General features: G+C 41.8%; 22 protein-coding genes. All 22 read left to right on the top strand.

Annotated features, from left to right (window positions below):
- Positions 1 to 8 precede the first annotated feature (8 nt).
- Positions 9 to 1,058 carry a 23S rRNA (adenine(2503)-C(2))-methyltransferase RlmN gene (gene rlmN / locus DXA60_RS00615; RefSeq protein ID WP_117918663.1) on the top strand — a complete coding sequence of 350 codons (1,050 nt, stop codon included), beginning with the start codon at positions 9 to 11 and terminating at the stop codon, positions 1,056 to 1,058.
- Between the two features lie 12 nt (positions 1,059 to 1,070).
- Positions 1,071 to 1,817: a Stp1/IreP family PP2C-type Ser/Thr phosphatase gene (locus DXA60_RS00610; RefSeq protein ID WP_117918661.1), complete on the top strand. Its 747-nt coding sequence runs from the start codon at positions 1,071 to 1,073 to the stop codon at positions 1,815 to 1,817.
- Positions 1,811 to 3,919: a Stk1 family PASTA domain-containing Ser/Thr kinase gene (gene pknB, locus DXA60_RS00605; RefSeq protein WP_117918659.1), complete on the top strand. Its 2,109-nt coding sequence runs from the start codon at positions 1,811 to 1,813 to the stop codon at positions 3,917 to 3,919. The genes DXA60_RS00610 and pknB overlap by 7 nt, the downstream gene beginning before the upstream one ends.
- Before the next feature lie 8 nt (positions 3,920 to 3,927).
- Positions 3,928 to 4,806: a ribosome small subunit-dependent GTPase A gene (gene rsgA / locus DXA60_RS00600; RefSeq protein WP_117918657.1), complete on the top strand. Its 879-nt coding sequence runs from the start codon at positions 3,928 to 3,930 to the stop codon at positions 4,804 to 4,806.
- A gap of 27 nt (positions 4,807 to 4,833) precedes the next feature.
- A complete protein-coding gene (gene rpe / locus DXA60_RS00595) occupies positions 4,834 to 5,487 on the top strand; it encodes a ribulose-phosphate 3-epimerase (protein ID WP_117918655.1) in 654 nt (217 codons plus the stop codon).
- Positions 5,488 to 5,501: 14 nt separating this feature from the next.
- Positions 5,502 to 6,176, top strand: coding sequence for a thiamine diphosphokinase (locus DXA60_RS00590; protein WP_117918794.1), 675 nt, complete (start codon positions 5,502 to 5,504; stop codon positions 6,174 to 6,176).
- A 137-nt stretch (positions 6,177 to 6,313) separates the two neighbouring features.
- Positions 6,314 to 6,673: an Hpt domain-containing protein gene (locus tag DXA60_RS00585; protein WP_117918653.1), complete on the top strand. Its 360-nt coding sequence runs from the start codon at positions 6,314 to 6,316 to the stop codon at positions 6,671 to 6,673.
- A 126-nt stretch (positions 6,674 to 6,799) separates the two neighbouring features.
- Entirely contained in the window at positions 6,800 to 7,498 is a 699-nt protein-coding gene (locus DXA60_RS00580) for a FapA family protein (protein ID WP_117918651.1), read from the top strand.
- Entirely contained in the window at positions 7,488 to 8,576 is a 1,089-nt protein-coding gene (locus tag DXA60_RS00575; protein ID WP_117918649.1) for an HD domain-containing phosphohydrolase, read from the top strand. Before DXA60_RS00580 ends, DXA60_RS00575 begins: the two co-directional genes overlap by 11 nt.
- A gap of 135 nt (positions 8,577 to 8,711) precedes the next feature.
- Positions 8,712 to 10,157 (top strand): hypothetical protein, encoded by a 1,446-nt coding sequence (locus DXA60_RS00570; RefSeq protein ID WP_117918647.1) that lies wholly within the window; start codon positions 8,712 to 8,714, stop codon positions 10,155 to 10,157.
- On the top strand, positions 10,154 to 11,254 hold the full coding sequence (gene ychF / locus DXA60_RS00565; RefSeq protein WP_117918645.1) for a redox-regulated ATPase YchF: 1,101 nt from the start codon (positions 10,154 to 10,156) through the stop codon (positions 11,252 to 11,254). The genes DXA60_RS00570 and ychF overlap by 4 nt, the downstream gene beginning before the upstream one ends.
- A gap of 64 nt (positions 11,255 to 11,318) precedes the next feature.
- Complete coding sequence (locus DXA60_RS00560; RefSeq protein ID WP_117918643.1) at positions 11,319 to 11,579, top strand: YlmC/YmxH family sporulation protein; 261 nt, start codon at positions 11,319 to 11,321, stop codon at positions 11,577 to 11,579.
- Positions 11,580 to 11,748: 169 nt separating this feature from the next.
- Positions 11,749 to 12,201 carry a transcriptional regulator NrdR gene (gene nrdR / locus DXA60_RS00555; protein ID WP_006858655.1) on the top strand — a complete coding sequence of 151 codons (453 nt, stop codon included), beginning with the start codon at positions 11,749 to 11,751 and terminating at the stop codon, positions 12,199 to 12,201.
- An 88-nt stretch (positions 12,202 to 12,289) separates the two neighbouring features.
- On the top strand, positions 12,290 to 12,664 hold the full coding sequence (locus DXA60_RS00550; protein ID WP_117918641.1) for a hypothetical protein: 375 nt from the start codon (positions 12,290 to 12,292) through the stop codon (positions 12,662 to 12,664).
- Between the two features lie 174 nt (positions 12,665 to 12,838).
- The gene (locus DXA60_RS00545; RefSeq protein ID WP_117918639.1) at positions 12,839 to 13,357 is read left to right on the top strand and encodes a YqeG family HAD IIIA-type phosphatase; all 519 of its coding nucleotides are present in this window, start codon (positions 12,839 to 12,841) and stop codon (positions 13,355 to 13,357) included.
- Positions 13,358 to 13,439: 82 nt separating this feature from the next.
- Positions 13,440 to 13,886, top strand: coding sequence for a ribose 5-phosphate isomerase B (gene rpiB / locus DXA60_RS00540; RefSeq protein WP_117918637.1), 447 nt, complete (start codon positions 13,440 to 13,442; stop codon positions 13,884 to 13,886).
- A gap of 126 nt (positions 13,887 to 14,012) precedes the next feature.
- A complete protein-coding gene (efp, locus tag DXA60_RS00535; protein ID WP_015560810.1) occupies positions 14,013 to 14,570 on the top strand; it encodes an elongation factor P in 558 nt (185 codons plus the stop codon).
- 105 nt (positions 14,571 to 14,675) lie between these two features.
- On the top strand, positions 14,676 to 16,598 hold the full coding sequence (locus tag DXA60_RS00530) for a GGDEF domain-containing protein (protein WP_117918635.1): 1,923 nt from the start codon (positions 14,676 to 14,678) through the stop codon (positions 16,596 to 16,598).
- 3 nt (positions 16,599 to 16,601) lie between these two features.
- Positions 16,602 to 18,761, top strand: a complete 2,160-nt coding sequence (locus tag DXA60_RS00525) for an alpha/beta hydrolase family protein (protein ID WP_117918633.1) — start codon at positions 16,602 to 16,604, stop codon at positions 18,759 to 18,761.
- Positions 18,762 to 18,824: 63 nt separating this feature from the next.
- Entirely contained in the window at positions 18,825 to 20,147 is a 1,323-nt protein-coding gene (locus DXA60_RS00520; protein ID WP_117918631.1) for a M14 family metallopeptidase, read from the top strand.
- Positions 20,148 to 20,282: 135 nt separating this feature from the next.
- Positions 20,283 to 21,251 (top strand): GTP-binding protein, encoded by a 969-nt coding sequence (locus tag DXA60_RS00515; RefSeq protein ID WP_117918629.1) that lies wholly within the window; start codon positions 20,283 to 20,285, stop codon positions 21,249 to 21,251.
- A gap of 8 nt (positions 21,252 to 21,259) precedes the next feature.
- Entirely contained in the window at positions 21,260 to 22,279 is a 1,020-nt protein-coding gene (locus DXA60_RS00510; protein WP_117918628.1) for a leucine-rich repeat domain-containing protein, read from the top strand.
- Positions 22,280 to 22,312: the final 33 nt, after the last annotated feature.

Raw genomic sequence — 22,312 nt, 5'->3', positions numbered from 1 at the left:
AGAAAGTTATGCAGCAGGAAAAAACAGATATCAAGTCTATGAATCTGGAAGAATTAAAATCATATATGGAATCCATCGGAGAGAAAGCATTCCGTGCAAAACAGCTGTATCAGTGGATGCATCAAAAGCAGGCATCATCCTTCGATGAAATGACAAATCTGTCAAAATCCCTTCAGGAAAAACTAAAAAATGAATGTCATTTTGTCAGTTTAAAGCAGGAGGCAGTACAAATTTCAAAATTAGACGGTACCAGGAAATATCTGTTCGCATTAGATGATGGAAATGTGATAGAGAGCGTCCTGATGCGTTATAAGCATGGCAATTCGGTCTGCATTTCCTCTCAGGTCGGCTGCCGGATGGGCTGCCGGTTCTGTGCATCGACGTTAGATGGTCTGGTGCGTGGACTGACACCGTCAGAAATGTTAGATCAGATCTACCGGATTACAAGAGATACCGGGGAGAGAGTTTCTAATGTTGTTGTGATGGGAACCGGAGAACCAATGGATAATTTTGACAACCTGCTCAGATTTATTGAACTTCTGACGGATGAAAACGGTCTGAATATCAGCCAGCGGAACGTGACAGTTTCGACATGCGGCATTGTTCCAAAGATGAGGGAACTGGCAGATAAAAAGCTGCAGATCACACTGGCACTTTCACTGCATGCATCTTCACAGGAGAAGAGGTTAGAACTGATGCCGGTTGCCAATAAATATGAGATTCATGAGGTGATCGAGGCGTGCCGGTATTATTTTGAACAGACCGGAAGGCGCGTTACATTTGAATATAGTCTGGTTGGCGGTGTCAATGATACCGAGGAGGACGTAAGAAGGCTTGTGGAGCTGATCCACGGTATGAATTGTCATGTAAACCTGATTCCGGTCAATCCGATCAAAGAGCGTTCTTATGTGCAGCCGGATCATGAAGCAATTCTTAAATTTAAAAATAGGCTTGAAAAAAATGCAATTCAAGTTACAATTAGAAGGGAAATGGGCAGGGATATAGACGGTGCATGCGGACAATTGCGCAAACGTTATATCAGTCATGCAGAAAGGTAGGAAGTAGAGAAGATGAAGACGTTTTCCATGACGCACATCGGGCAGCGACGGGAAATGAATCAGGATTATATGTTTACATCAGAGACTGCTGTGGGAAATCTGCCGAATCTTTTTTTAGTAGCGGATGGAATGGGTGGTCACGCTGCAGGTGATTATGCTTCCAGATTTACAGTAGAAAAACTGGTTGAATTGATTGGTAAATCAGTAGAGAACGAGCCGGTGGCAATTATGAAGAGTGCTGTTTCAATGGCAAACAGTCTGCTTTTGACAGAGGCACAGGCAGATCCGGCAAAAAATGGAATGGGAACAACGATTGTCGCAGCAACGGTGATAGGGAATACACTTTATGCCGCAAATGTTGGAGACAGCAGATTGTATGTGATCAATCAGGAAGATATTACACAGATTACAAGGGATCATTCTCTGGTTGAGGAAATGGTCCGCTTAGGTGAAGTGAGAAAAGAAGATGCAAAAGATCATCCGGATAAAAATATCATTACACGGGCAGTTGGTGTATTGCCGGAGGTAATAGCTGATTTCTTTGAGATCAGTCTGAAACCGGGAGATGAGATTTTGATGTGTTCCGATGGACTGACAAATATGATTGAAGATGATGAGATCAGACAGATTGTGCTGGGACAGAGGGATATTGTTGAGAAAGCAGAAAAGCTAGTTGAGACTGCCAATCGAAATGGTGGCAAGGATAATATTACGGTTGTATTGATAGAACCATTTTCTGATGAGGTGAAAGAATGTTGACAGAGGGTATGTACATAGCAGACCGCTATGAGATTTTAGGTAAAGTTGGCGCTGGCGGAATGTCAGATGTATATAAAGCAAAAGATCTTACACTGGGAAGATTTGTAGCGATTAAAGTATTAAAGGCAGAGTTTTCCGAGGATATTAATTTTGTAACGAAATTCCGTTCCGAGGCACAGGCAGCTGCAGGGTTAGAACACCCGAATATTGTAAATATTTACGATGTCGGCAGTGAGAATGGTCTGCATTATATCGTGATGGAATATGTGGAAGGAATTACATTAAAGACATACATTGAGAAAAAGGGACAGCTTTCTTTTAAGGAAGCAGTCAGTATTGCAATCCAGGTGGGCAGAGGTATAGAAGCTGCACACAATAAAAACATCGTTCATCGTGACATCAAACCGCAGAATATCATGATCTCTACAGAGGGAAAGGTAAAAGTAACGGATTTTGGTATTGCGAGGGCAGCGACATCTAATACGATCAGTTCAGATGTGATGGGATCTGTGCATTATTCATCTCCGGAACAGGCGCGAAATGGATTTGTGGATGGCAAGAGTGATATCTATTCACTGGGTATCGTGATGTATGAGATGGTGACAGGACGGGTTCCGTTTGATGGTGACACGACGGTTGCAGTTGCAATCCAGCATCTTCAGGAAGAAATGGTGCCGCCAAGTGTCTATGCGCCGAATCTTCCAATCAGCATGGAAAAGATCATCTTAAAATGTACACAGAAGAATCCTGACAGAAGATATTCTTCCATGACAGCTCTTTTGGCAGATCTGCGAAAAGCACTGATCAGCCCGAATGAAGATTTTGTTGTAATGGTTCCACTTGCAAATCAGGATAAAACCAGAGTGATCGGAGCAGATGATTTAAACCAGATCAAAAAGCAGACTGCAAATGTTTATGTGGATCCTGCGTCTATCAAAATTCAGGAACCGGTTATTGATGATGACGACGATGACGATGATGATATTGATGATGAGGATGGCGATATCAATCCGAAGATGGAAAAGGCGATCACGATCATGGGAATTGCAGCAGGTGTGGTGATCATTATCATTATTATTTATCTGTGTATTACGTTAGCAGGCGGTATGAAATCCGGTAAGAACACTTCTTCGAATACAGAGACCACAAAGACGGAGACACAGACAGGGGACAGCCAGAGTACCCAGATCAAGGATGGCGTGGTAGTACCATCCCTGACCGGAAAGACTATGGATCAGGCAAAGCAGGAGTTGAACGGAACAGGACTCGGTATCAGACAGGCAGGAACTGCATCATCAGATACGGTAGAAAAAGGACAGATCATCAGCCAGGATCCGGCAGATGGAAAGACTGTGGAAAAGAATACAACGATCGAGGTTATCATAAGCAGCGGAGCTGCTGACGGCAGCAGTGAAAATACGGTCGATATACCAAATGTTGTCGGACAGAGTGAAACAGATGCAAGTGCGGCATTAACGGCAAAGGGATTTAATGTTACAAAGACAACATCCTATAGTTCTTCTGTTGCGGAAGGATATGTGATTTCCCAGACACCAAATGGAGACACACAGGGAAAAGAAGGCGATACGATCACACTTGAGATCAGTCTTGGATCTGAGAAGATTACAGTGCCGGATGTATCGACAAGCTATAAGTCTGAAGAACAGGCGCGGGAAATGTTATCACAGTTTAATGTTTCAACAACGACAAAATACAGTGACACGGATGCCGGAATCGTAATCGGACAGTCTCTTGCAGCAGAAACACAGGCTGATCCGGGTGCGTCCATCACGATCACCGTCAGTCTTGGACCGGAGCCGGCACAGCAGATTACAACAAAGACCTATAAATTGAATGTCAGTCTGCGGCTACCGTCGGATACATCTAATATTTCCGGGGCAGACATTGTTTTATATGATGATCAGGGCAATGTTTTACAGACCTGGTATGGAAAGACACTTGCAGATTTTGGTACCGGAGGATTGCTTTTATCAAAGACAGGTATCCTTTCGGACAGCGGTAAGATTGTAGTTACCTGGCTGGATCTAAACGGCAATGATTTAAAAGATCAGACCATTGATGTACAGTTTCAGGAAGAGTAAAAGTATTTATGCGGGGAAAGATTATCAAAGGAATTTCCGGATTCTACTACATTCATGTAGCAGAATCCGGAATTTATGAGTGTAAGGCAAAAGGCATATTCCGAAATCAGAATATCAAGCCTCTGGTTGGGGATAATGTTGAGATTGCCGTGTTGGATGAGGAAAACAAAAAAGGAAATATTGAAAAGATCCTGACGCGGGAAAATGAACTGGTGCGCCCGGCTGTTGCAAATATTGATCTTGCACTGATCATTTTTGCTGCTGCAAAACCGCAGCCTAATTTTAATCTGTTAGACCGTTTCCTTGTTATGATGGAATATCAGAAGGTATCGGTTGCGATCTGCTTTAACAAAACAGATCTGGTTACAGAAGAGGAACTCCATTCGTTTGCAGATATCTATACAGCATGCGGTTATCATACTCTTTTTGCGAGTGCAAAAGAGGAACAGGGTGTTGATGGACTGTTAGAACTTCTGAAAGGGAAAACAGCAGCGGTGGCAGGCCCATCCGGGGTTGGTAAGTCTTCACTCGTGAACCGTCTGCAGCCGAATATCACGATGCAGACAGGGGAAGTCAGCCGTAAGATTGAGCGTGGAAGGCATACAACACGGCATTCTGAAATCATACCGATCGGTGGGGATACTTATATTATGGATACTCCCGGTTTTTCCACACTCTATATTCCGGGCATGGAAAAGGAAGATTTAAAAGAATTTTATCCGGAGTTTGGCAGATGGGAGCCATACTGCAGATTTAAGGGATGTAATCATATCAGTGAGCCGGACTGTGGCGTCAAGCAGGGATTAGAAGAAGGAAGCATCAGCCTGCTGCGGTATGAAAATTATAAATTGCTGTATGAGGAATTAAAGTCAGTCCGGAAATATTAAATAAACGACAAAATTACGGAGGAAGAAATGAATTGTTTATCACCATCTATATTATCTGCTGATTTCAGCCGGCTTGGAGAACAGATACGAGAACTTGATGAGGCGGGAGCACAGTATGTGCATATTGATGTTATGGACGGAATGTTTGTTCCGAGCATTTCATTTGGAATGCCGGTTATCCGTTCTATCAGAGGATGTACAGACCGTATTTTTGATGTCCATCTGATGATCGAAGAACCGGGACGTTATATTGATGAGTTCGCTGAGGCGGGGGCAGATCTGATCACTGTCCATGCAGAGAGCTGCAGACACCTTGACCGCACGATAGAAAAAATCAAAGAAAAGGGACTTTTGGCGGGAGTTGCGTTAAATCCTGCAACACCTGTGTCAGCAATATCCTGTGTACTTGAAAAAGTGGATATGGTTCTTATTATGACGGTAAATCCGGGATTCGGAGGACAGAAGCTGATTCCTTATACAGTGGAGAAAGTCCGTGAATTAAGAAAAATCGTAGATGAGCAGGGATTAAAGACAGATATCGAAGTAGATGGAGGCGTTAATCTTTCAAACGTTGGGGAATTGATGGATGCAGGAGCAAACATCATTGTTGCCGGCAGTGCCGTTTTCTCCGGAGATGTGACTGAGAACACGATCCGCTTCTTAAATATTATAAATGCATGATGGGAGCAGAATGTATGAAACGTTTTTTTATCATATCGGGTGGAAAAATTGAGGATGCATTTGCGAAAGCAGTTTTAAATGGCGTTGCTGAAAAAACGGTGATTGCAGCGGATTCAGGAATGGAATTTCTGCGGAGAAACGAGATCATTCCCCAGATTATTATCGGTGACTTTGATTCAGTGAGCAACGGGACTTTGGAGTGGTTTCAGAAGAAAGATGATATTATCTGGCATAAATTAAATCCGGTAAAAGATGATACCGATACGGAGTCTGCAATTCACCTTGCGATTTCAATGGGGGCAGAGCTCATTACAGTACTAGGTGGAACCGGTTCGAGATTAGACCATGTGCTTGGAAATATTGAGCTTTTGGGCATAGGTCTGGAAGCGGGCGTTAAAATTGAGCTGCTGGATGCAAATAACCGTATCCGCATGACAGACTGTGGCATGATTTTAAAGAAAGAGGAGCAGTTTGGAAAATATGTTTCACTGATCCCGTATACTGCGAAGGTGGAACATCTTTGTCTGACAGGATTTAAATATCCGCTGGATGATTATTGCTTAAAGGGTTTCTGTTCGCTTGGAGTAAGCAATGAGATTACAGAAAAGCAGGCAGAAATTACATTTGAAAAAGGAATATTGATCGTCATTGAGTCGAGGGATGATGCGGCAATGACATATGAAATATAAAAAAAGACGGAATCTGTAAATTTTACGACAGATTCCGTCTTTTGGTAAAAAAGTACTAAAAAAATGGTAGACATTTACTGTAAAAATACTTAAGATAAATATAATAGGTAAAAAGGTACTTTGAGAAGAGGATGGACATGACAATTAAAGAATGTTATGAACAGTTAGGACAGAACTATGAGGAAGTGCTTGATAGACTGGGAAGTGAAGTAATTTTAAAAAAATTTGTGATTAAATTTTTAGATGACCCGAGTTTTCAGATGCTGGAGGATGGTTTAAAAGAAAAAAATGCAGACCAGGCATTTCGGGCGGCACATACCATAAAAGGAATTTGCCTGAATCTTGGATTTGACAAACTGTATCAGGCAAGTTCAGATCTGACTGAACAGCTGCGGGGAAAAGATACAGTAGAGGAAACAGATGACCTGTTTTTGAAAGTGAAAGAGCAGTACACCAAACTTGTAGAAGTCGTTCATAAGATGGCAATGGAGGGGTAAATTACTGAATATAGAAGAACTTACTTTTACGCAGGATCAGAAACATGAGATTGAACTGGGGCACCGTCTTGGAATCGAGATGAGTCTTCCGGTGGAACAGTATTCAAGTCTGATGTATACTGCGAGATGGAAGCATATATACTGTTAACCGATGAGAACGCAGTACTTACAAGAGAGCAGATACTTTCATCGTTAAAAGAAAAAGGTGTTGTGTCAGGAATCAATGAGGAGGCAATTAAGGAACTCGGAAATGGAAAGGTTGAAGTGACCAATATCATTCTGCGAAAAGGAAACAATTCGCGAAACAGAGGACATATCAGTGCCGGAAAAATGGGAAAGATCGTCGGAGGCATTACACAGGCGGGGCAGAACTTAGAGGTGTATGATCTTGGTAATAAAGCAAGGTTACATACCGAGGTTTGTGTCGGCAGGGAAGATAAATATATCAATGATAAAAATCAGCTTGTATTGCAGATGAAATCAGTAGGAAAAGAATTATCGCTGCTAAGAAGTGCTTATCAGAATTTTCAGAAAAGATATATGCCGGAGGAGCGGAATGTAAATCCGATGTATCTGAAGGTTGAAGATGCGATTTACACAAAGGAACTTGAAATGAAAGAGATACAGAAAAAAGATGTGTATCTGGATGAAGAGATTGAAAAGAGCAAACATGCGAAGCTGATCGTAAAAGGAACCATATATCAGGGTGTAAAGATAGATGTAAATGGTGCAAGATGGTTTTCTGATGAAGTTACAAATGTTACGGTCCGAAAAACAGATGAACGTGTAGCTTTATATACGAGGAGGAGCAGATATGAGATATAAAATTCTCATTGTAGATGATGCATATATAAACAGGGAACTTCTGAAAGAAATATTAAGAGATGATTATGATGTTTTAGAAGCCGAGAACGGCAAAGAAGCATTAGAGGTCATTGAGAAAGAAAAAGGAAATATCAATGCAGTGCTTCTTGACCTTATTATGCCGGTCATGGATGGATTTGAAGTATTAGAGCATATGCAGAGTAAAAAAATCTTAGATAAAATACCGGTTATCGTAATCAGCGGTGAGACGAGCATGCAGATCGAGAAAAAATGCTTTGATTACGGTGTTTCTGATTTTATCGGCAGACCATATAAAACAGCACTGGTACAGAAACGTGTACAGAATATGGTAAATCAGTATGTATACAAAAACCAGCTTGAAGAGAAAGTGGCAGATCAGACAGCCGTATTGCGCAAGGCATATGATAAACTGCAGCAGCAGACGAAGATGCTTGAAAAGCGCAACCAGGATATCATCGATATGCTTGGTACGATCGTTGAGTACCGTAATTTAGAGAGTGGAGAACATATCCAGCGGGTAAAAGGTTATACGAGGATACTTGCAGAGGATTTTGCAAAAAATTATCCGGAGTATGAACTGACACCGGATATGATCAATACGATCGTGTCAGCGAGTGCATTGCATGACCTTGGAAAAATCGCGATTCCGGACAGTATCTTATTAAAACCGGGAAAACTGACCAAAGATGAATTTGAGTATATGAAATCTCATACATTGCGTGGATGTGAGATCTTAGATTCCATGAAAGATGACTGGGATCCGGTCACACAGAGGGTAACTTATGAGATCGCAAGATCCCACCATGAACGTTATGACGGAAAAGGATATCCGGATGGATTAAAAGGAGAAGAGATTCCGGTATCTGCACAGTTGGTATCAGTAGCAGATGTATATGATGCACTGATCAATGAGCGTTGTTATAAAGATGCCTTTTCAAAGGAAGATGCATTTCATATGATCGTAAATGGAGAATGTGGGGGGTTTTCACCGAAACTGATGCAGACATTCCGCAATGTAAGAACAAAATTTGAACAATTTGCAGACGGACTGGAATAATTAAGAAACAATAGTACACGTTTCCCAGACTGATCTGTTGAGAGAACCTAAGAGGTGCAAACGTGATTACAAGTAGCAATATAGCCGATTTTTTTGAAAAGTATACGAAAAACCTGGAGCGGGAAGCATATTTAAATGAGACGGCACTCAAGGCCTTTTATCGAACATGAAGACAGATTAAATGATGAACTTGCGGATGAGTTTTATAAGCAGCTGGACAGAATGAATGCGTCAGGGTATTGTGACAGGCTGATATGTATTGGTATGGCGCAGGTTGTTCAGAAATATTATCAGAAAACAGGAGTCTGGGAAAAGTATCTTCTGACCACACATATACTTGGCGGTTTTTACAGCCGTTACAGTGAAGTAGAAGATGCAAAGAAAAGTATTGCATGCTTTGAGATTGAACGGGAGGCGTTTGACCGGTATTTTGAAATAGAAGACTGGGAAATCCGAAAAAAGATACTGTTTGCCTATTATAATTATGTTGTGGTTCAGGTAAACATGCGTGCTGGTTTTGGACACGGTGAAAAAAACGAGAGTGTAGAATTTCAGAAACGTCTGATCGAACAGACAGACCGTGCAATCGCTGTTTATGATGATCCAAAAGTACGGGCATTAGATGGGGATAAATATGACCTTGACGGTTTAAAGGAAGAACTGGAATATGATGTTTACGGCAACTGGATCTGCGGTACGGATGAGAGGGAAGATTTAAGCGAGGATATGTTCTGCCGGTCACAGGATGTGATCGAAAAGCTTTATAATAACGTATTAAAGGAAAACGAAAATCCGCTGGATATGGAGGACGAGATCTACTGTAATTACTGGCGGGGCATGTATTTTGCAGGAAAAGTGGAGCTTAGGGAATATGTAGAAAAAATGATAGAGTATTTTGACTACGTATTAGAGCACTCGGATTTAGATGACGCTGAACAATATGTAGATGGAAAACTTTACCAGATACATATGTTTCAGATGCCGACGCTGGCAAGTGTGAAAGAATTAAACGAGGCACCGGAGTTAAAAAAGAGATATATCTTTCTGAAGGTGCTTAATTTGTTACTATTTTTCACTATTAATATGTTGGGAAAAAACCAAAGTGAAATTTTGTGGTTACAAAATTGCAAGACTTATGATATAATACTAGACTGTATCAAACTCTTTATGCTTACACAGCAGAAAGGAGTTGATTTTACGGGCAAAGATTTAAAAGGAAGAGAGCTTGGCGTAGGAATATGCCAAAGAAAAGACGGATTGTATACAGCGGGATTTGTCAGCAAGCGTACAGGAAAGTCCGTTCAAAGATATTTTCCGAAACTTCAAGAATGCCGTAATTGGTACGCAGACGCTAGGTTCGAGGATGAACATGGTGGAATCAATGCTTGTGGTGATATGACAGTCAAAGCATGGTTTGAGTATTGGATTGAAAATATAAAGGGGGATAGTATTAGACCTAACACAATAACAAATTACAGAGAAATCCTTAAAAATTGTGTAGTAATTTGTGTAGTAAAAAACAATAGAAAGGCGAAAATCCCTACAAATCAAGGATTTTCGGACAGGTATAAGATAAAATGAAACTAGGAATTGTCGGACTTCCGAACGTCGGAAAGTCTACATTGTTTAATTCACTCACAAAGGCGGGAGCACTCTCCGCAAACTATCCATTTGCAACGATTGATCCAAATATCGGAATCGTATCCGTTCCGGATGAGAGAATCGTAAAGCTTGGTGAACTCTATCACACAAAGAAAGTTACACCTGCTACGATCGAGTTTGTAGATATTGCGGGTCTTGTAAAGGGCGCAAGCAAAGGAGAGGGACTTGGAAACCAGTTTCTTGCCAATATCCGTGAAGTAGATGCGATCGTACATGTAGTACGTTGCTTTGAAGACACGAATATCATTCATGTTGATGGATCGGTTGATCCGGCAAGGGATATTGAGACAATCAATCTGGAACTTATTTTCTCAGATGTAGAGATTCTCGACAGAAGAATTGCGAAAATTGCAAAACAGGCGAGAATGGATAAAACTCTTGCAAAAGAACTTGAACTTGTAGAGGCAGTAAAGGCACATCTTGAAGAAGGTAAAATGGCAAGAACATTTGAAGTGCCGGATGATGAGGATGCACAGATCTGGTTTAAGGGCTATAATCTTCTTACTGCAAAACCTACGATTTATGCTGCAAATGTATCTGAAGATGATCTTGCAGATGACGGAGCTTCAAATCCACATGTTGCCAAAGTAAGAGAAATGGCAAAAGAAGAAGGGGCAGAAGTATTTGTTATCTGTGCACAGATAGAGCAGGAACTGGCAGAACTCGACGAGGATGAAAAGAAAGAATATCTTGAGGATCTTGGTGTAGAGTCAAGTGGTCTCGATAAGCTTGTGGCAGCAAGCTACAGCCTGCTTGGACTGATCAGTTTCCTTACTGCAGGGGAGGATGAGTGTCGTGCATGGACGATCAAAAAAGGCACAAAAGCTCCGCAGGCGGCAGGAAAGATTCACACCGATTTTGAACGTGGATTTATCAAGGCAGAAGTAGTAAACTATCAGGATCTTTTAGATAATGGAAGCCTTTCCGCAGCACGTGAAAAAGGAATCGTGGGCATGGAAGGAAAAGATTATGTCGTCAAAGATGGGGATGTGATCTTATTCCGCTTTAATGTATAAAATATAGTCTAAAAATATGCAAAGACGCATATGGTTTTTTAAACGAACTGGTTTGGAAGACTGTATGCGTTTTTGTGAATTTCAGAAAAAAGAAGTGATCAATGTCTGTGACTGCAAGTGCCTTGGAAATGTATGTGATCTGGAGTTTGATGAACATGACGGATGTATCCGGACGATCATCATTCCGGGGCCGGCTAAATTTTTTGGATGTGTGGGCCGAGAATTTGAACTGCACATTCCGTGGTGTAAGATCGTAAAGATCGGGCCGGATATCATACTGGTTGAGGTAGAAGAAAAGGAAGTCCGTAAGAAAATACAACAATAGAATATAGGACATATAGAAATTTTATTGTCAAAATAAAACGAAAACGTTTCGAAAAATTTTGTTGAAATGACCAAAAACAGGCGTATCTGACAGGGAAAATTATGTTGACAATTACAAAAACAATGGATATACTTTTAGTAAATGGGGGTCTGTGCATAGGAGGTAGCTTATGAAGTGTCCGTTTTGCAGCAGTGAAAATACAAGAGTTATTGATTCGAGACCGGCAGACGATAATAATTCGATTCGCCGCAGACGGTTATGCGATGAATGTGGGAAGCGTTTCACGACTTATGAGAAAGTAGAGACCATACCACTTATCGTTATTAAAAAGGACAATAACAGGGAACAGTATGACCGTTCTAAGATCGAGGCAGGTGTATTGCGTGCATGTCATAAGAGACCGATTTCCGTAAATCAGATCAATCAGTTAGTTGATGAGGTTGAGACGGAGATATTTAACCGTGAAGAGAAGGAAATACCAAGCAGCCTGATCGGAGAGCTTGTGATGGATAAGCTAAAGGATCTTGAGGCAGTTGCTTATGTGAGATTTGCTTCGGTATATCGGGAGTTCAAAGACGTGAATACATTTATGAGTGAATTGAAAAAGATGTTAGACAAGTAACAGAACATTAAAATGGTGCTAAAGTATTTACAAAGGCAGACCGATATATTTTTATCAAGTAGAAGATGCAGATAGATGGGGTAGTGGTATGAATATTTCAGGTATCCGCATACAGGCGGGATTTTATGATTACAATACCATAAAGAATACTCAGATTCAGGAGGAGACGGTACCGAATACCATAGATGAGGTGGCAAAAGACACCCGAGTGGCGGAGGTTACGGAAAGAGAGAGAGATAACAAACCGGATTATGGTGCCACGGAGTATGCGAAACAGTATCAGCCGGATGCCGAATATGAGTTGAAAGGAATTGCGAGTGATATTGCAAGTCTCGATGTTGAGAAGGCTGTTTCTGATATGAAGAAAGATCAGGTATTGCAGCAGTATCAGTTCTTTGTTGGAGAGCGCATGAGCCAGACCGGATTATTATATATCCGTCCGAATGAGAATTTTTCATTATAATTATAGAATATAAATGATGATAAAAAGAGAACCGCTGGTGAGTGATTCTCTTTTTTACTGGATATTTTTTTCAAAGTATAGTACACTGTATCTCGTATAAAAAATATCAATGAGCATGTATGCAGTATCATGCGGCAGATATGAACTTAACTGAAAATGAAAAAGAGGAAAAATATGATGGAAAAGTTCTATCCGGATGAATATCTGGATTCAACCTATGAGATAGATTTTGATCAATTATATGCGAAAGGGTACCGGGGGGTGATATTTGACATTGACAATACACTGGTACGGCATGGAGCACCGGCAGATGAGCGTGCATGTGCCCTGTTTGCACATTTAAAGGAACTGGGATTTTCGTGTATGCTTTTATCGAATAATAAAGAGCCACGTGTGAAAATGTTTAACGATGCAGTGAACGTTTCATATATTTACAAGGCAGGCAAACCGAATCCGGCAAATTATAAAAAAGCAATGGAAGAGTTAGGTACAGATACCGGCAATACCATTTTTGTCGGGGATCAGATCTTTACAGACGTATACGGTGCAAAGCGTGCCGGTATCCGTTCCATTCTGGTAAAACCGATTCATCCGAAAGAAGAGATACAGATCGTGTTAAAACGCTATCTGGAAAAAATCGTGCTGTTTTTTTACAGAAGGGATTTGGCAAAGAAAAACAAAGCAAAACAATAGATTGCATGTTTTTGGGCAAATTTATTGTTTGGAATAAAATGTTTCTATAAGAGCAAATAAATAAAAGGAAATGAGGAGAACAATGAAAATCGCTATTGGAAATGATCATGCAGCAACTGAGTTAAAATTTGTTATTATGGACTATCTGAAAGAATTAGGACATGAGGTTATTAATTTTGGAACAGATACGTCAGATAGCTGCAACTATCCGGAGTATGGAGAAAAAGTCGGACGCGCTGTTGTGGCAGGTGAGGCAGACTGTGGAGTGCTGATCTGTGGAACAGGTGTCGGTATTTCAATCGCAGCAAATAAAGTAAAAGGCGTGCGTGCAGCTGTATGCTCGGATTGTGCAACGGCAAGACTTGTAAAAGAGCATAATAATGCGAATATTATTGCATTCGGTGCAAGAATCGTTGGAACAGAGCTGGCAAAAGATATTGTAAAAGCGTATTTAGATGCTGAATTTTTAGGTGGAAGACATCAGACCAGAATTGATATGATCCATGAGATTGAGGAACGAAATTCATAAATATAAGTCTTTTTTGTCAATTTGATGGAGCAAAACGAAAAAAAACTTGAAATGTACAGGCATTTATTATAAAATAGAAAAATCAGAGAGTCCAAAACTCGGGCGTATGTTTAAGGAGGAAGTTACATGATTTCAGCAGGAGATTTCAGAAATGGTATTACCATCGAGTTAGAGGGGAACATTTACCAGATTATTGAATTCCAGCACGTTAAACCAGGTAAAGGTGCAGCGTTTGTTAGAACTAAGTTAAAAAATATTAAGAGTGGCGGTGTTGTTGAGAAAACATTCCGTCCTACAGAGAAATGCCCACAGGCACGTATTGACAGAAAAGATTATCAGTATCTGTATGCAGATGGTGATTTATTCTACTTCATGGATGTTGAGACATATGACCAGATCGCTTTATCCAAAGACGATATCGGTGATGCCTTAAAATTCGTAAAAGAGAACGAAATGGTAAAAATGTGCTCTCACAACGGAAGCGTATTCGCAGTAGAGCCGCCTCTGTTCGTAGAGTTAAGAATTACTGACACAGAGCCAGGTTTCAAAGGTGATACAGCAACAGGTGCTACAAAACCGGCAGTTGTTGAGACTGGTGCAACTGTATCTGTTCCATTATTCGTTGAGCAGGATGATGTGATCAAGATTGATACAAGAACAGGTGAGTACTTATCCAGAGTTTAATGGGTGCGAGTGCTGATTTGGCATAAAAGGCCCCGGAAGCATTTTGTTTCCGGGGTTTTTCGTCTAATATAGTGCTTTTAGGATTAAGATGGACAGGAGAGAATCATGAAGAAAATTGCGCTGATCATGGATGGCTGGAAAAGGTGGTTTACTTTTGCATGGCCGGCAGGTATTCTTCAGAGAATCAGGCAGACTGGCGAAGAAGTGAGTCTGTATATCTTTAACAGTTCCGGTGGATGGAGCTGCGATAATGAATACAATATTGGGGAATATAATATTTACCGGCTTCCGGAATTGTGCGAATTTGATGGTGTTATTCTTGATCTGAATAATATTGCTTATCCGAAGGTACGGGAAGAAGTGATACAGCGGGCAAAAGAGTCCGGTGTACCGGTTATTTCCATTGCAAATGAGATCGAAGATTTTTATTATGTCGGGATCAATAATGAAAAAGCAATGCGGATGATGATCGGACATCTCCATGAGAAACACGGATGTAAAAAATACTGGTTTGTCATGGGATCGGAAGATAATTATGAGAATGTAAAAAGAATATCTGCCTTAAAGACATATATGGATGAAAAACAGCTTGTATATTCGGAATCTGATTTTTATTGCGAGAGTTTTGAATATCAGTGTGGGGTAAATGGCTTTGAGAGGTTGCTTGAAACGCATGATGCACTGCCAGAGGCGATCATCTGTGGAAATGACAATATCGCCGTCGGTGTATGTGAGGCGGCAGCGGCACATGGATATCAGGTTCCAGAGGATTTCTGTGTGACAGGTTTTGATAATTTTGACAAGGCAGCATATTATGAGCCGAGGATTTCAACGATCGGTCATATCCGGGAAAATGTTGGAATTGCATGTGCAGATTTATTCTTACGCATCTGGAAAGGGGAAGATTCAGAAAGGTTTTATTATACGGATACAGAAGGCATTTTCTGGGACAGTTGCGGCTGTAAGGCGGCGAAAGTGCCGGATCAGGCAAATTATCTCAAAGGGCAGATCATGTACGGAATTGAAACTGCCCGGTTTGAGGATGAGGTATTTTCACTGGAATACGAACTGCTCAAATGTAATACGGTCCGTGAGATGATGTATTGTATCCCACAGTGTATTCCTTCCCTGAAATGTGACGCAATGTATCTGATCCTTGATTCACACATGGATGCGTATAAGGAGCAGGTAAAAGCACACCGGAGTCTTCGTTTTTTTGATGAAGAAGATTTTCATGTAGAAGGCTATCCGAAATGTATGCAGGTGAAATTTGCATATAAAAATGGCAGGATGATTGATACAGACCAGATGGAGATTGAAGGTATTTTTCCATTTTTTGAACCACAGGCGGGTGGCACGGATTTCTTATTCCTTCCGATGCATTTCAGAAATCGTACAGTCGGTTATCTGGTCATTGAAAATGCTGTTTATCTGATGGAAAAACAGTATCTGTTCCAGGTGGTAAAAACGCTGACGAATGCGATGGAGAACCTGCATAAAAAAGAAAAATTAGAATACATGAACCAGATTTTATCGGGTCTGTATATCAAAGATTCCATGACAGGGCTTTATAACCGTATGGGATATCAGAAGCTGTCGGAGGGCTACTTTTCTATTATGAGAGAGAAGAAGATCCCCGTGTTAGTCATGTTTGTTGACCTGGATCGTTTGAAATATATTAACGATACCTTTGGACATGAATATGGTGACTTTGCGATTGTTTCTATTGCAAAGGCTATGCAAAAACACTGCGATGCAGATGCGATCACAGCGCGGACGGGCGGCGATGAATTTATTGTGCTGGAAAGTGCAAAAGATGAGGAAGCCGGCATGCTGTTAGCAGATAAGATCAGGGCAGAACTGAGTGCGCTGCGGGAAAAAATGCAGCTACCGTTTGACTTAAGTGCAAGTATTGGTGTTGTTGTTGCACAACCTGGCGAGGAAAATGCGCTGGAAAGCTATGTCAAACGGGCTGAGATGCTGATGTATGAAGAGAAAACGGAGAAAAAAGTAAGCAGGGACAGTTGACAGATGAAAAAAAATTTGTGCGGCAGACTGCTCGAATATGGCAGAGCGTGCCGGTGTGAATTGAAAGATACCGGATGGGGAATGAAATTAGTGGTGCTGGTGATCACTGGCTTTTTCTGTGGTGCACTGGCAACCGAGTATTTTGGCAACAGGATATATTTTTTTTCCGGTGGCGTGATATTAAGTGACATGCTGCTTGTGGGCATAGTATGTCTGCTTTCACGTATCGGTGACCGCATCTGGCATAGGAATATTGGAAATATTCTGTATGGGATTGCAGGAGCTTTGATATTCGTCTGTAGCTGTGTATATGGAAGTGTTGGCAATGAACATATGGTCAGCACTTTTTTTGCTACATTGATTTATATTTTACTGCTCTTATCGGGACGCTTCATCTGGGCGTGGCTGGTAAAACGCCATCATACGCTGTTTTGCGGAATCCACTTTGCGGCAGGATGTGTTATCTGGTGTGTATTTCTGGTATTTCTGTTCGGGCAGGGATTTGTGGATGATTATATTTCGAAGTATCGGAATCATAACACTTATGTGACGCAGGCAGGCGAGGTGGATGGGTTTGTGGATTACATTGCACAGGGAGAATATACACCGGTCTGTGTGACTTATGGTCCGGATGGTGAAACAGATATGGCAACCGGCACTGTGGATTTAAGTCCATATGTGGCAAAAGAGAAGAAGTGGCACAGAATCTACCGGAATTTTTTTACGAAGCATACCAGAAAAGATGCGCCGGTTGCGGGAAAGATCTGGTATCCTGCGGAGGCAGAAAACTGTCCTGTTGTGTTTATGGCGCATGGCAACCACAGCATTACAGCAGAATCTTATCTGGGATACGATTATCTCGGTGAATACTTAGCATCGCACGGCTATGTATTTGTGTCAGTGGATGAAAATATCTTAAACGAGAGAAGCGGGGAAAATGATGCGCGTGCCGTCCTGCTGCTGGAAAATATCGGGGAAATCTTAAAGAAAAATAAAGATGAGTCACTGCCGGTATACGGTAAGATCGATGAAAATCATATTGCACTGATGGGACACTCAAGGGGCGGAGAAATGATCGCAGATGCTTACCTGTTCAATGAGTATGATGCATATCCGGGCAATGGGATGTTTACATTTGATTATCATTATTCGATCCAGGCACTTATTGCAGTGGCACCGTCGGTCAACCAGTATCTGCCTGCAGGACATGAGACGGAACTCTCAGATGTTGATTATCTGGTTTTACAGGGAGCAAATGATCAGGATATCAGTGTTTTCCTTGGAAATGAGCAGTATGAAAATGTTTCCTTTTCAAAAGACGGGGCTTACATTGCATCTTCACTCTATATTGCCGGGGCAAATCATGGACAGTTTAATACGGAATGGGGCGGGTATGATATCGGAAGACCGTTTTCGCTGTGGCTGAATGTAAAAAATTTCATTACAGCGGAAGATCAGCAGGAAATCTTAAAGATCGCATCGCTTGTTTTTTTAGATAAGAGTTTAAAAGAAAATAATACTTATGCGGATTTTCTGACTGATTATGCAAAGTATGCGGCATATCTGCCCAAAACGCTTTATGTGCAGCAATATGAGACTTCAGATGCTTCGTTTATTACCGACTACGAGGAGGATTCTGATTTAGAGACAGCGCCGGGGGGAAGCATATCTGCAGAACATTTTACGATGTGGACGGAGGAAGAATTGGCGGATTCTGAATCGGCGATGGGAAAGAGGGAGAACCATGCAGTGCGGCTGAAATGGAAAGATACGAATGATGCATATTATGAGATCATGTCAGATGGACAGATGGCGATGGAAGATGGAGGAATCTGTTTTGACGCGATGGATTTAAGGGAAGAAGCAGATGATGAACCGATGGATTTTTCTGTAGTTCTGACGGATATCCATGGAAATCATGCAGTCAGTTCTGTGAGTGATTCTGTGATCCTTTATCCGGCATTTCCGGTAAAACTTTCCAAAATCCAGTATCTCACAGGAAAAAGTGAATATAAAAGACAGCTTCAGACCGTGCATATCACAGCAGATCAGTTTGTGGCGGAAGATGGATTTAACCGGGAACAGATCAAAAGTATCCGGTTTGTATTTGACAGGATAGAAAATGGTGCCATAAACTTAGATAACATCGCTTTTGTGAAGTAGGGAAAGAAAATTTTTACTGTAAGCTGCATATAATAGCAGAAAGAATGATACAAAGGGGAGTTCATGCAATTTTTAATACAGGGGGACCGCGGCGTATGGGTGGAATATTTACAGCTTGCACTGACCAGAGCGGGATATCCGGCTAGAATCGACGGAATTTTCGGGGAGCGTACCTGTCAGGCACTGAAAGATTTTACCGGGGATACTGATAATTGTACGGTAAACCGTGTGGTATGGGAAAATTTAAAACCTTATCTGACCGGATACCGTATGCATACGATTAAAAAAGGAGATACGGTTTTTGGACTGGCGCGCAGATATGGGACAACGGAGGAAGCGATTCTTACTGCGAATCCGCTGATTGATCCGGATGAGCTTGTGATCGATGCCATTTTAGCGATTCCACTTGGATTTCCGCTAGTTCCGCAGATGGTAAAATATACTTCGGTTCTGACAAGGTGGATCGTAGAAGGTCTTGTAGTGCGCTATCCGTTTTTATCTGCCGGTGTCATAGGAAAAAGTGTGATGGGAAAAGATATCTGGAGCATCTGGATCGGAACTGGTGCAAAACAGGTATTTTACAGTGCATCCTACCATGCAAATGAGAGTATTACAACCCCGGTGCTGTTAGCATTTGCGGAGGAATATGCGGCATCTTACGCTTCAGGTGGAAACATTGTTTTTTCATCTGCTGCCGGTGCGGAAAATGATGGACAGACGGATATGGGACAGGAGTCGGTGGATGCGCGTACTCTATATAATGAATTTCAGTTATGCATGGTGCCGCTTGTGAATCCGGATGGTGTGGATTTAGTCAATGGTTTGTTAAACAGTGGTGTTTATTACCGCAGGGCGAGACTGATCGCGGAGGATTATCCTGCAATTCCGTTCCCGGACGGATGGAAGGCAAATATTGAGGGGGTGGATCTGAACCTGCAGTTTCCGGCAGGATGGGAGATGGCAAAACAGATCAAGTTTTCGCAGGGGTATGACAAACCTGCACCGCGGGACTATGTGGGGGAAGCACCGCTTACGGCGCCGGAGAGTGTAGCAGTGTATGAGCTGACAAGAGAAAATGACTTTCTGCTGATCCTGGCATATCACACACAGGGTGAGGTTATTTACTGGAAATATCTGGATTACGAACCGGCAAGGTCAAAAGAGATCGCAGACTACTTCGGGCGTGTGAGCGGATATGCGGTGGAAGAAACACCTGGTGCGTCAGGTTATGCCGGATATAAAGACTGGTTTATTAAGGAATATGACAGACCAGGTTATACGATCGAGGCTGGCATGGGAGAAAATCCGCTTCCGATGACACAGTTTGAGAGAATTTATCACGATAATAAAGGAATTTTAGTTGGCGGCATGATGCAGCTGCGGTAAAATCAGAAGAAAAGAATGGCAGATGCAGAAAAAGTTGCAGTTCACAGATTACCCTGTGAACTGTAACTTCGCAGCCCCATATAAAGTTTTGCGCATGCTGCCAGCAGAGATTTACATGGAAAAGGGGAGAATGCAATGGTGAAAATAGATCTGATCACCGGATTTTTAGGCTCCGGGAAAACAACTTTTTTAAGAAAATATGCTTCTTATCTGATCACACAGGGACAGAATATCGGAATTTTGGAAAACGATTTCGGTGCAGTCAATGTGGATATGATGCTGCTTGGTGATCTAAGGGGAGATAACTGTGAACTTGAGATGATATCGGGCGGCTGTGATGCTGACACGCACAGGAGACGTTTTAAGACGAAACTGATATCCATGGGCATGTGCGGATATGACCGTGTGATCGTGGAGCCTTCCGGGATCTATGATGTGGACGAGTTTTTTGACACACTGCATGAGGAGCCGTTAGACGGATGGTATGAAATCGGAAATGTGATCACAGTTTTAGATTCGAATCTGGAAGAAAATCTGCCGGAAAGCGCAGAATTTCTGCTGGCATCACAGGCGGCAGATGCAGGATGTATTGTTTTAAGTAAGACACAGGAAACAACCGAAGAGGAACAGAAAAAAGCAGTTTCCCATCTAAACAGAGCATTGAAAAATATTAGGTGTAAAAGACAGTTTGAGGAGGTCTTTTCTAAAGACTGGGAGCAGATGACAGATGAGGACTTCAGGCAGATCGTATCCTGTGGCTACCGTATGGAAAATTACCGCAAACCGGATTTGACACAGGAGGAAACGTTTCAGTCTCTCTACTTTATGAATATGCATATGACAGAAGAACGATTACAGGAAGTAACCCAAAAACTGTTCTTAGACAAATCCTGTGGAAAAGTTTTTCGTATCAAGGGATTTATGAAAAATGAAAACGAACAGTGGATCGAGCTGAATGCGACAAAAAACAATCTGGTGGTTTCACCGATCGGGATGGGACAGGAAGTCATTATCGTCATAGGAGAACAACTGTCGGAGGATGCGATACGCAGTTGTCTGGAAGAGAAGCAGGGTGAAAAAAATATTTTTCACACACAGGAATAAGGAGCAATATGCAGACATATTATCAGTTTTACTGGGAAAAAAAAGATGGGGAAAACATAAAGATTCTGCGCGTTTTTGGTGAGTCAGAAGAAGCTGTCATACCGGATACGATAGAGGGATATGCAGTGACGGAAACTGGCGATTATTGTTTTGCTGCGTCAGCGCATTTGAAAACGGAGTATGAGCACACAGTCTGTATCTATGACACGGAGAAAAAAACATGGCAGAAAATGCCGGCAGATAGTGCGGACTGGAGCATGCGCCTTGTGGAACTTGGCGGGGAAAGATTAAAAAAACTGACACTGCCGGATACAGTGCATAAAATTGGAAATTATGCATTTTATAATTGTAATGCATTAGAAACACTTGAGATCGGGAAATATCTTGAGGAGATCGGAAGCGACGCTTTTATGAACTGTAAAAAGTTTCATTTTCTGATGATACGCTGTGATGTTTTTGAGGGCAGTGGGGCAAAACAGATCTTAAGCCGGATTTCGGCAGATATGGAAGTGACGTTTGCGGGAGAGAGCAGACAGACGGCGGTATTTTATCCGGAATATTATGAGAGCTATGATGAGATCGCACCGGCTCATATTTTTGGACGGAGCATTGAGGGAGAAGGCTTCCGGGCAAGGCAGTGTTTTAAGGAGGGAATCCCGGACTTAAGTCAGTATGACCTCATTTTTCCAAAAGCATGTGCAGAAGAAAAGAAAAGCACACTGCTTCACATATTAAGCCTGCGGTTACGGTATCCGGTCAGTCTCACAGAGGAGGCCAAAGAACGCTATGTAAAATATTTAAAAGAGCAGGAATCATATATGATACCGAAACTTGTGGAGCAGAAAAATATGGAAATGATCACTTTTTTCTGTGAAAATGGCTGGATCACGCAGGGGGCAGTGAAGGCAGGATTAGAACAGGCTTCCCGGATGGAGTGGGCAGAAGGAACGGCGGAGCTTTTGCGTCTAAAGAGTCAATATTTTACGGAACCCAAAAAAGAACGATATACATTTGATGAGTTATGGTAACAGCGCGTCATGTTTCGCATGGCATATAGTTTA

This window comes from Roseburia sp. OF03-24, from assembly GCF_003463035.1.
GTDB classification, from domain to species: Bacteria; Bacillota; Clostridia; order Lachnospirales; family Lachnospiraceae; genus Roseburia; species Roseburia rectibacter.
This window is presented reverse-complemented; position numbering and strand designations above follow the sequence as displayed.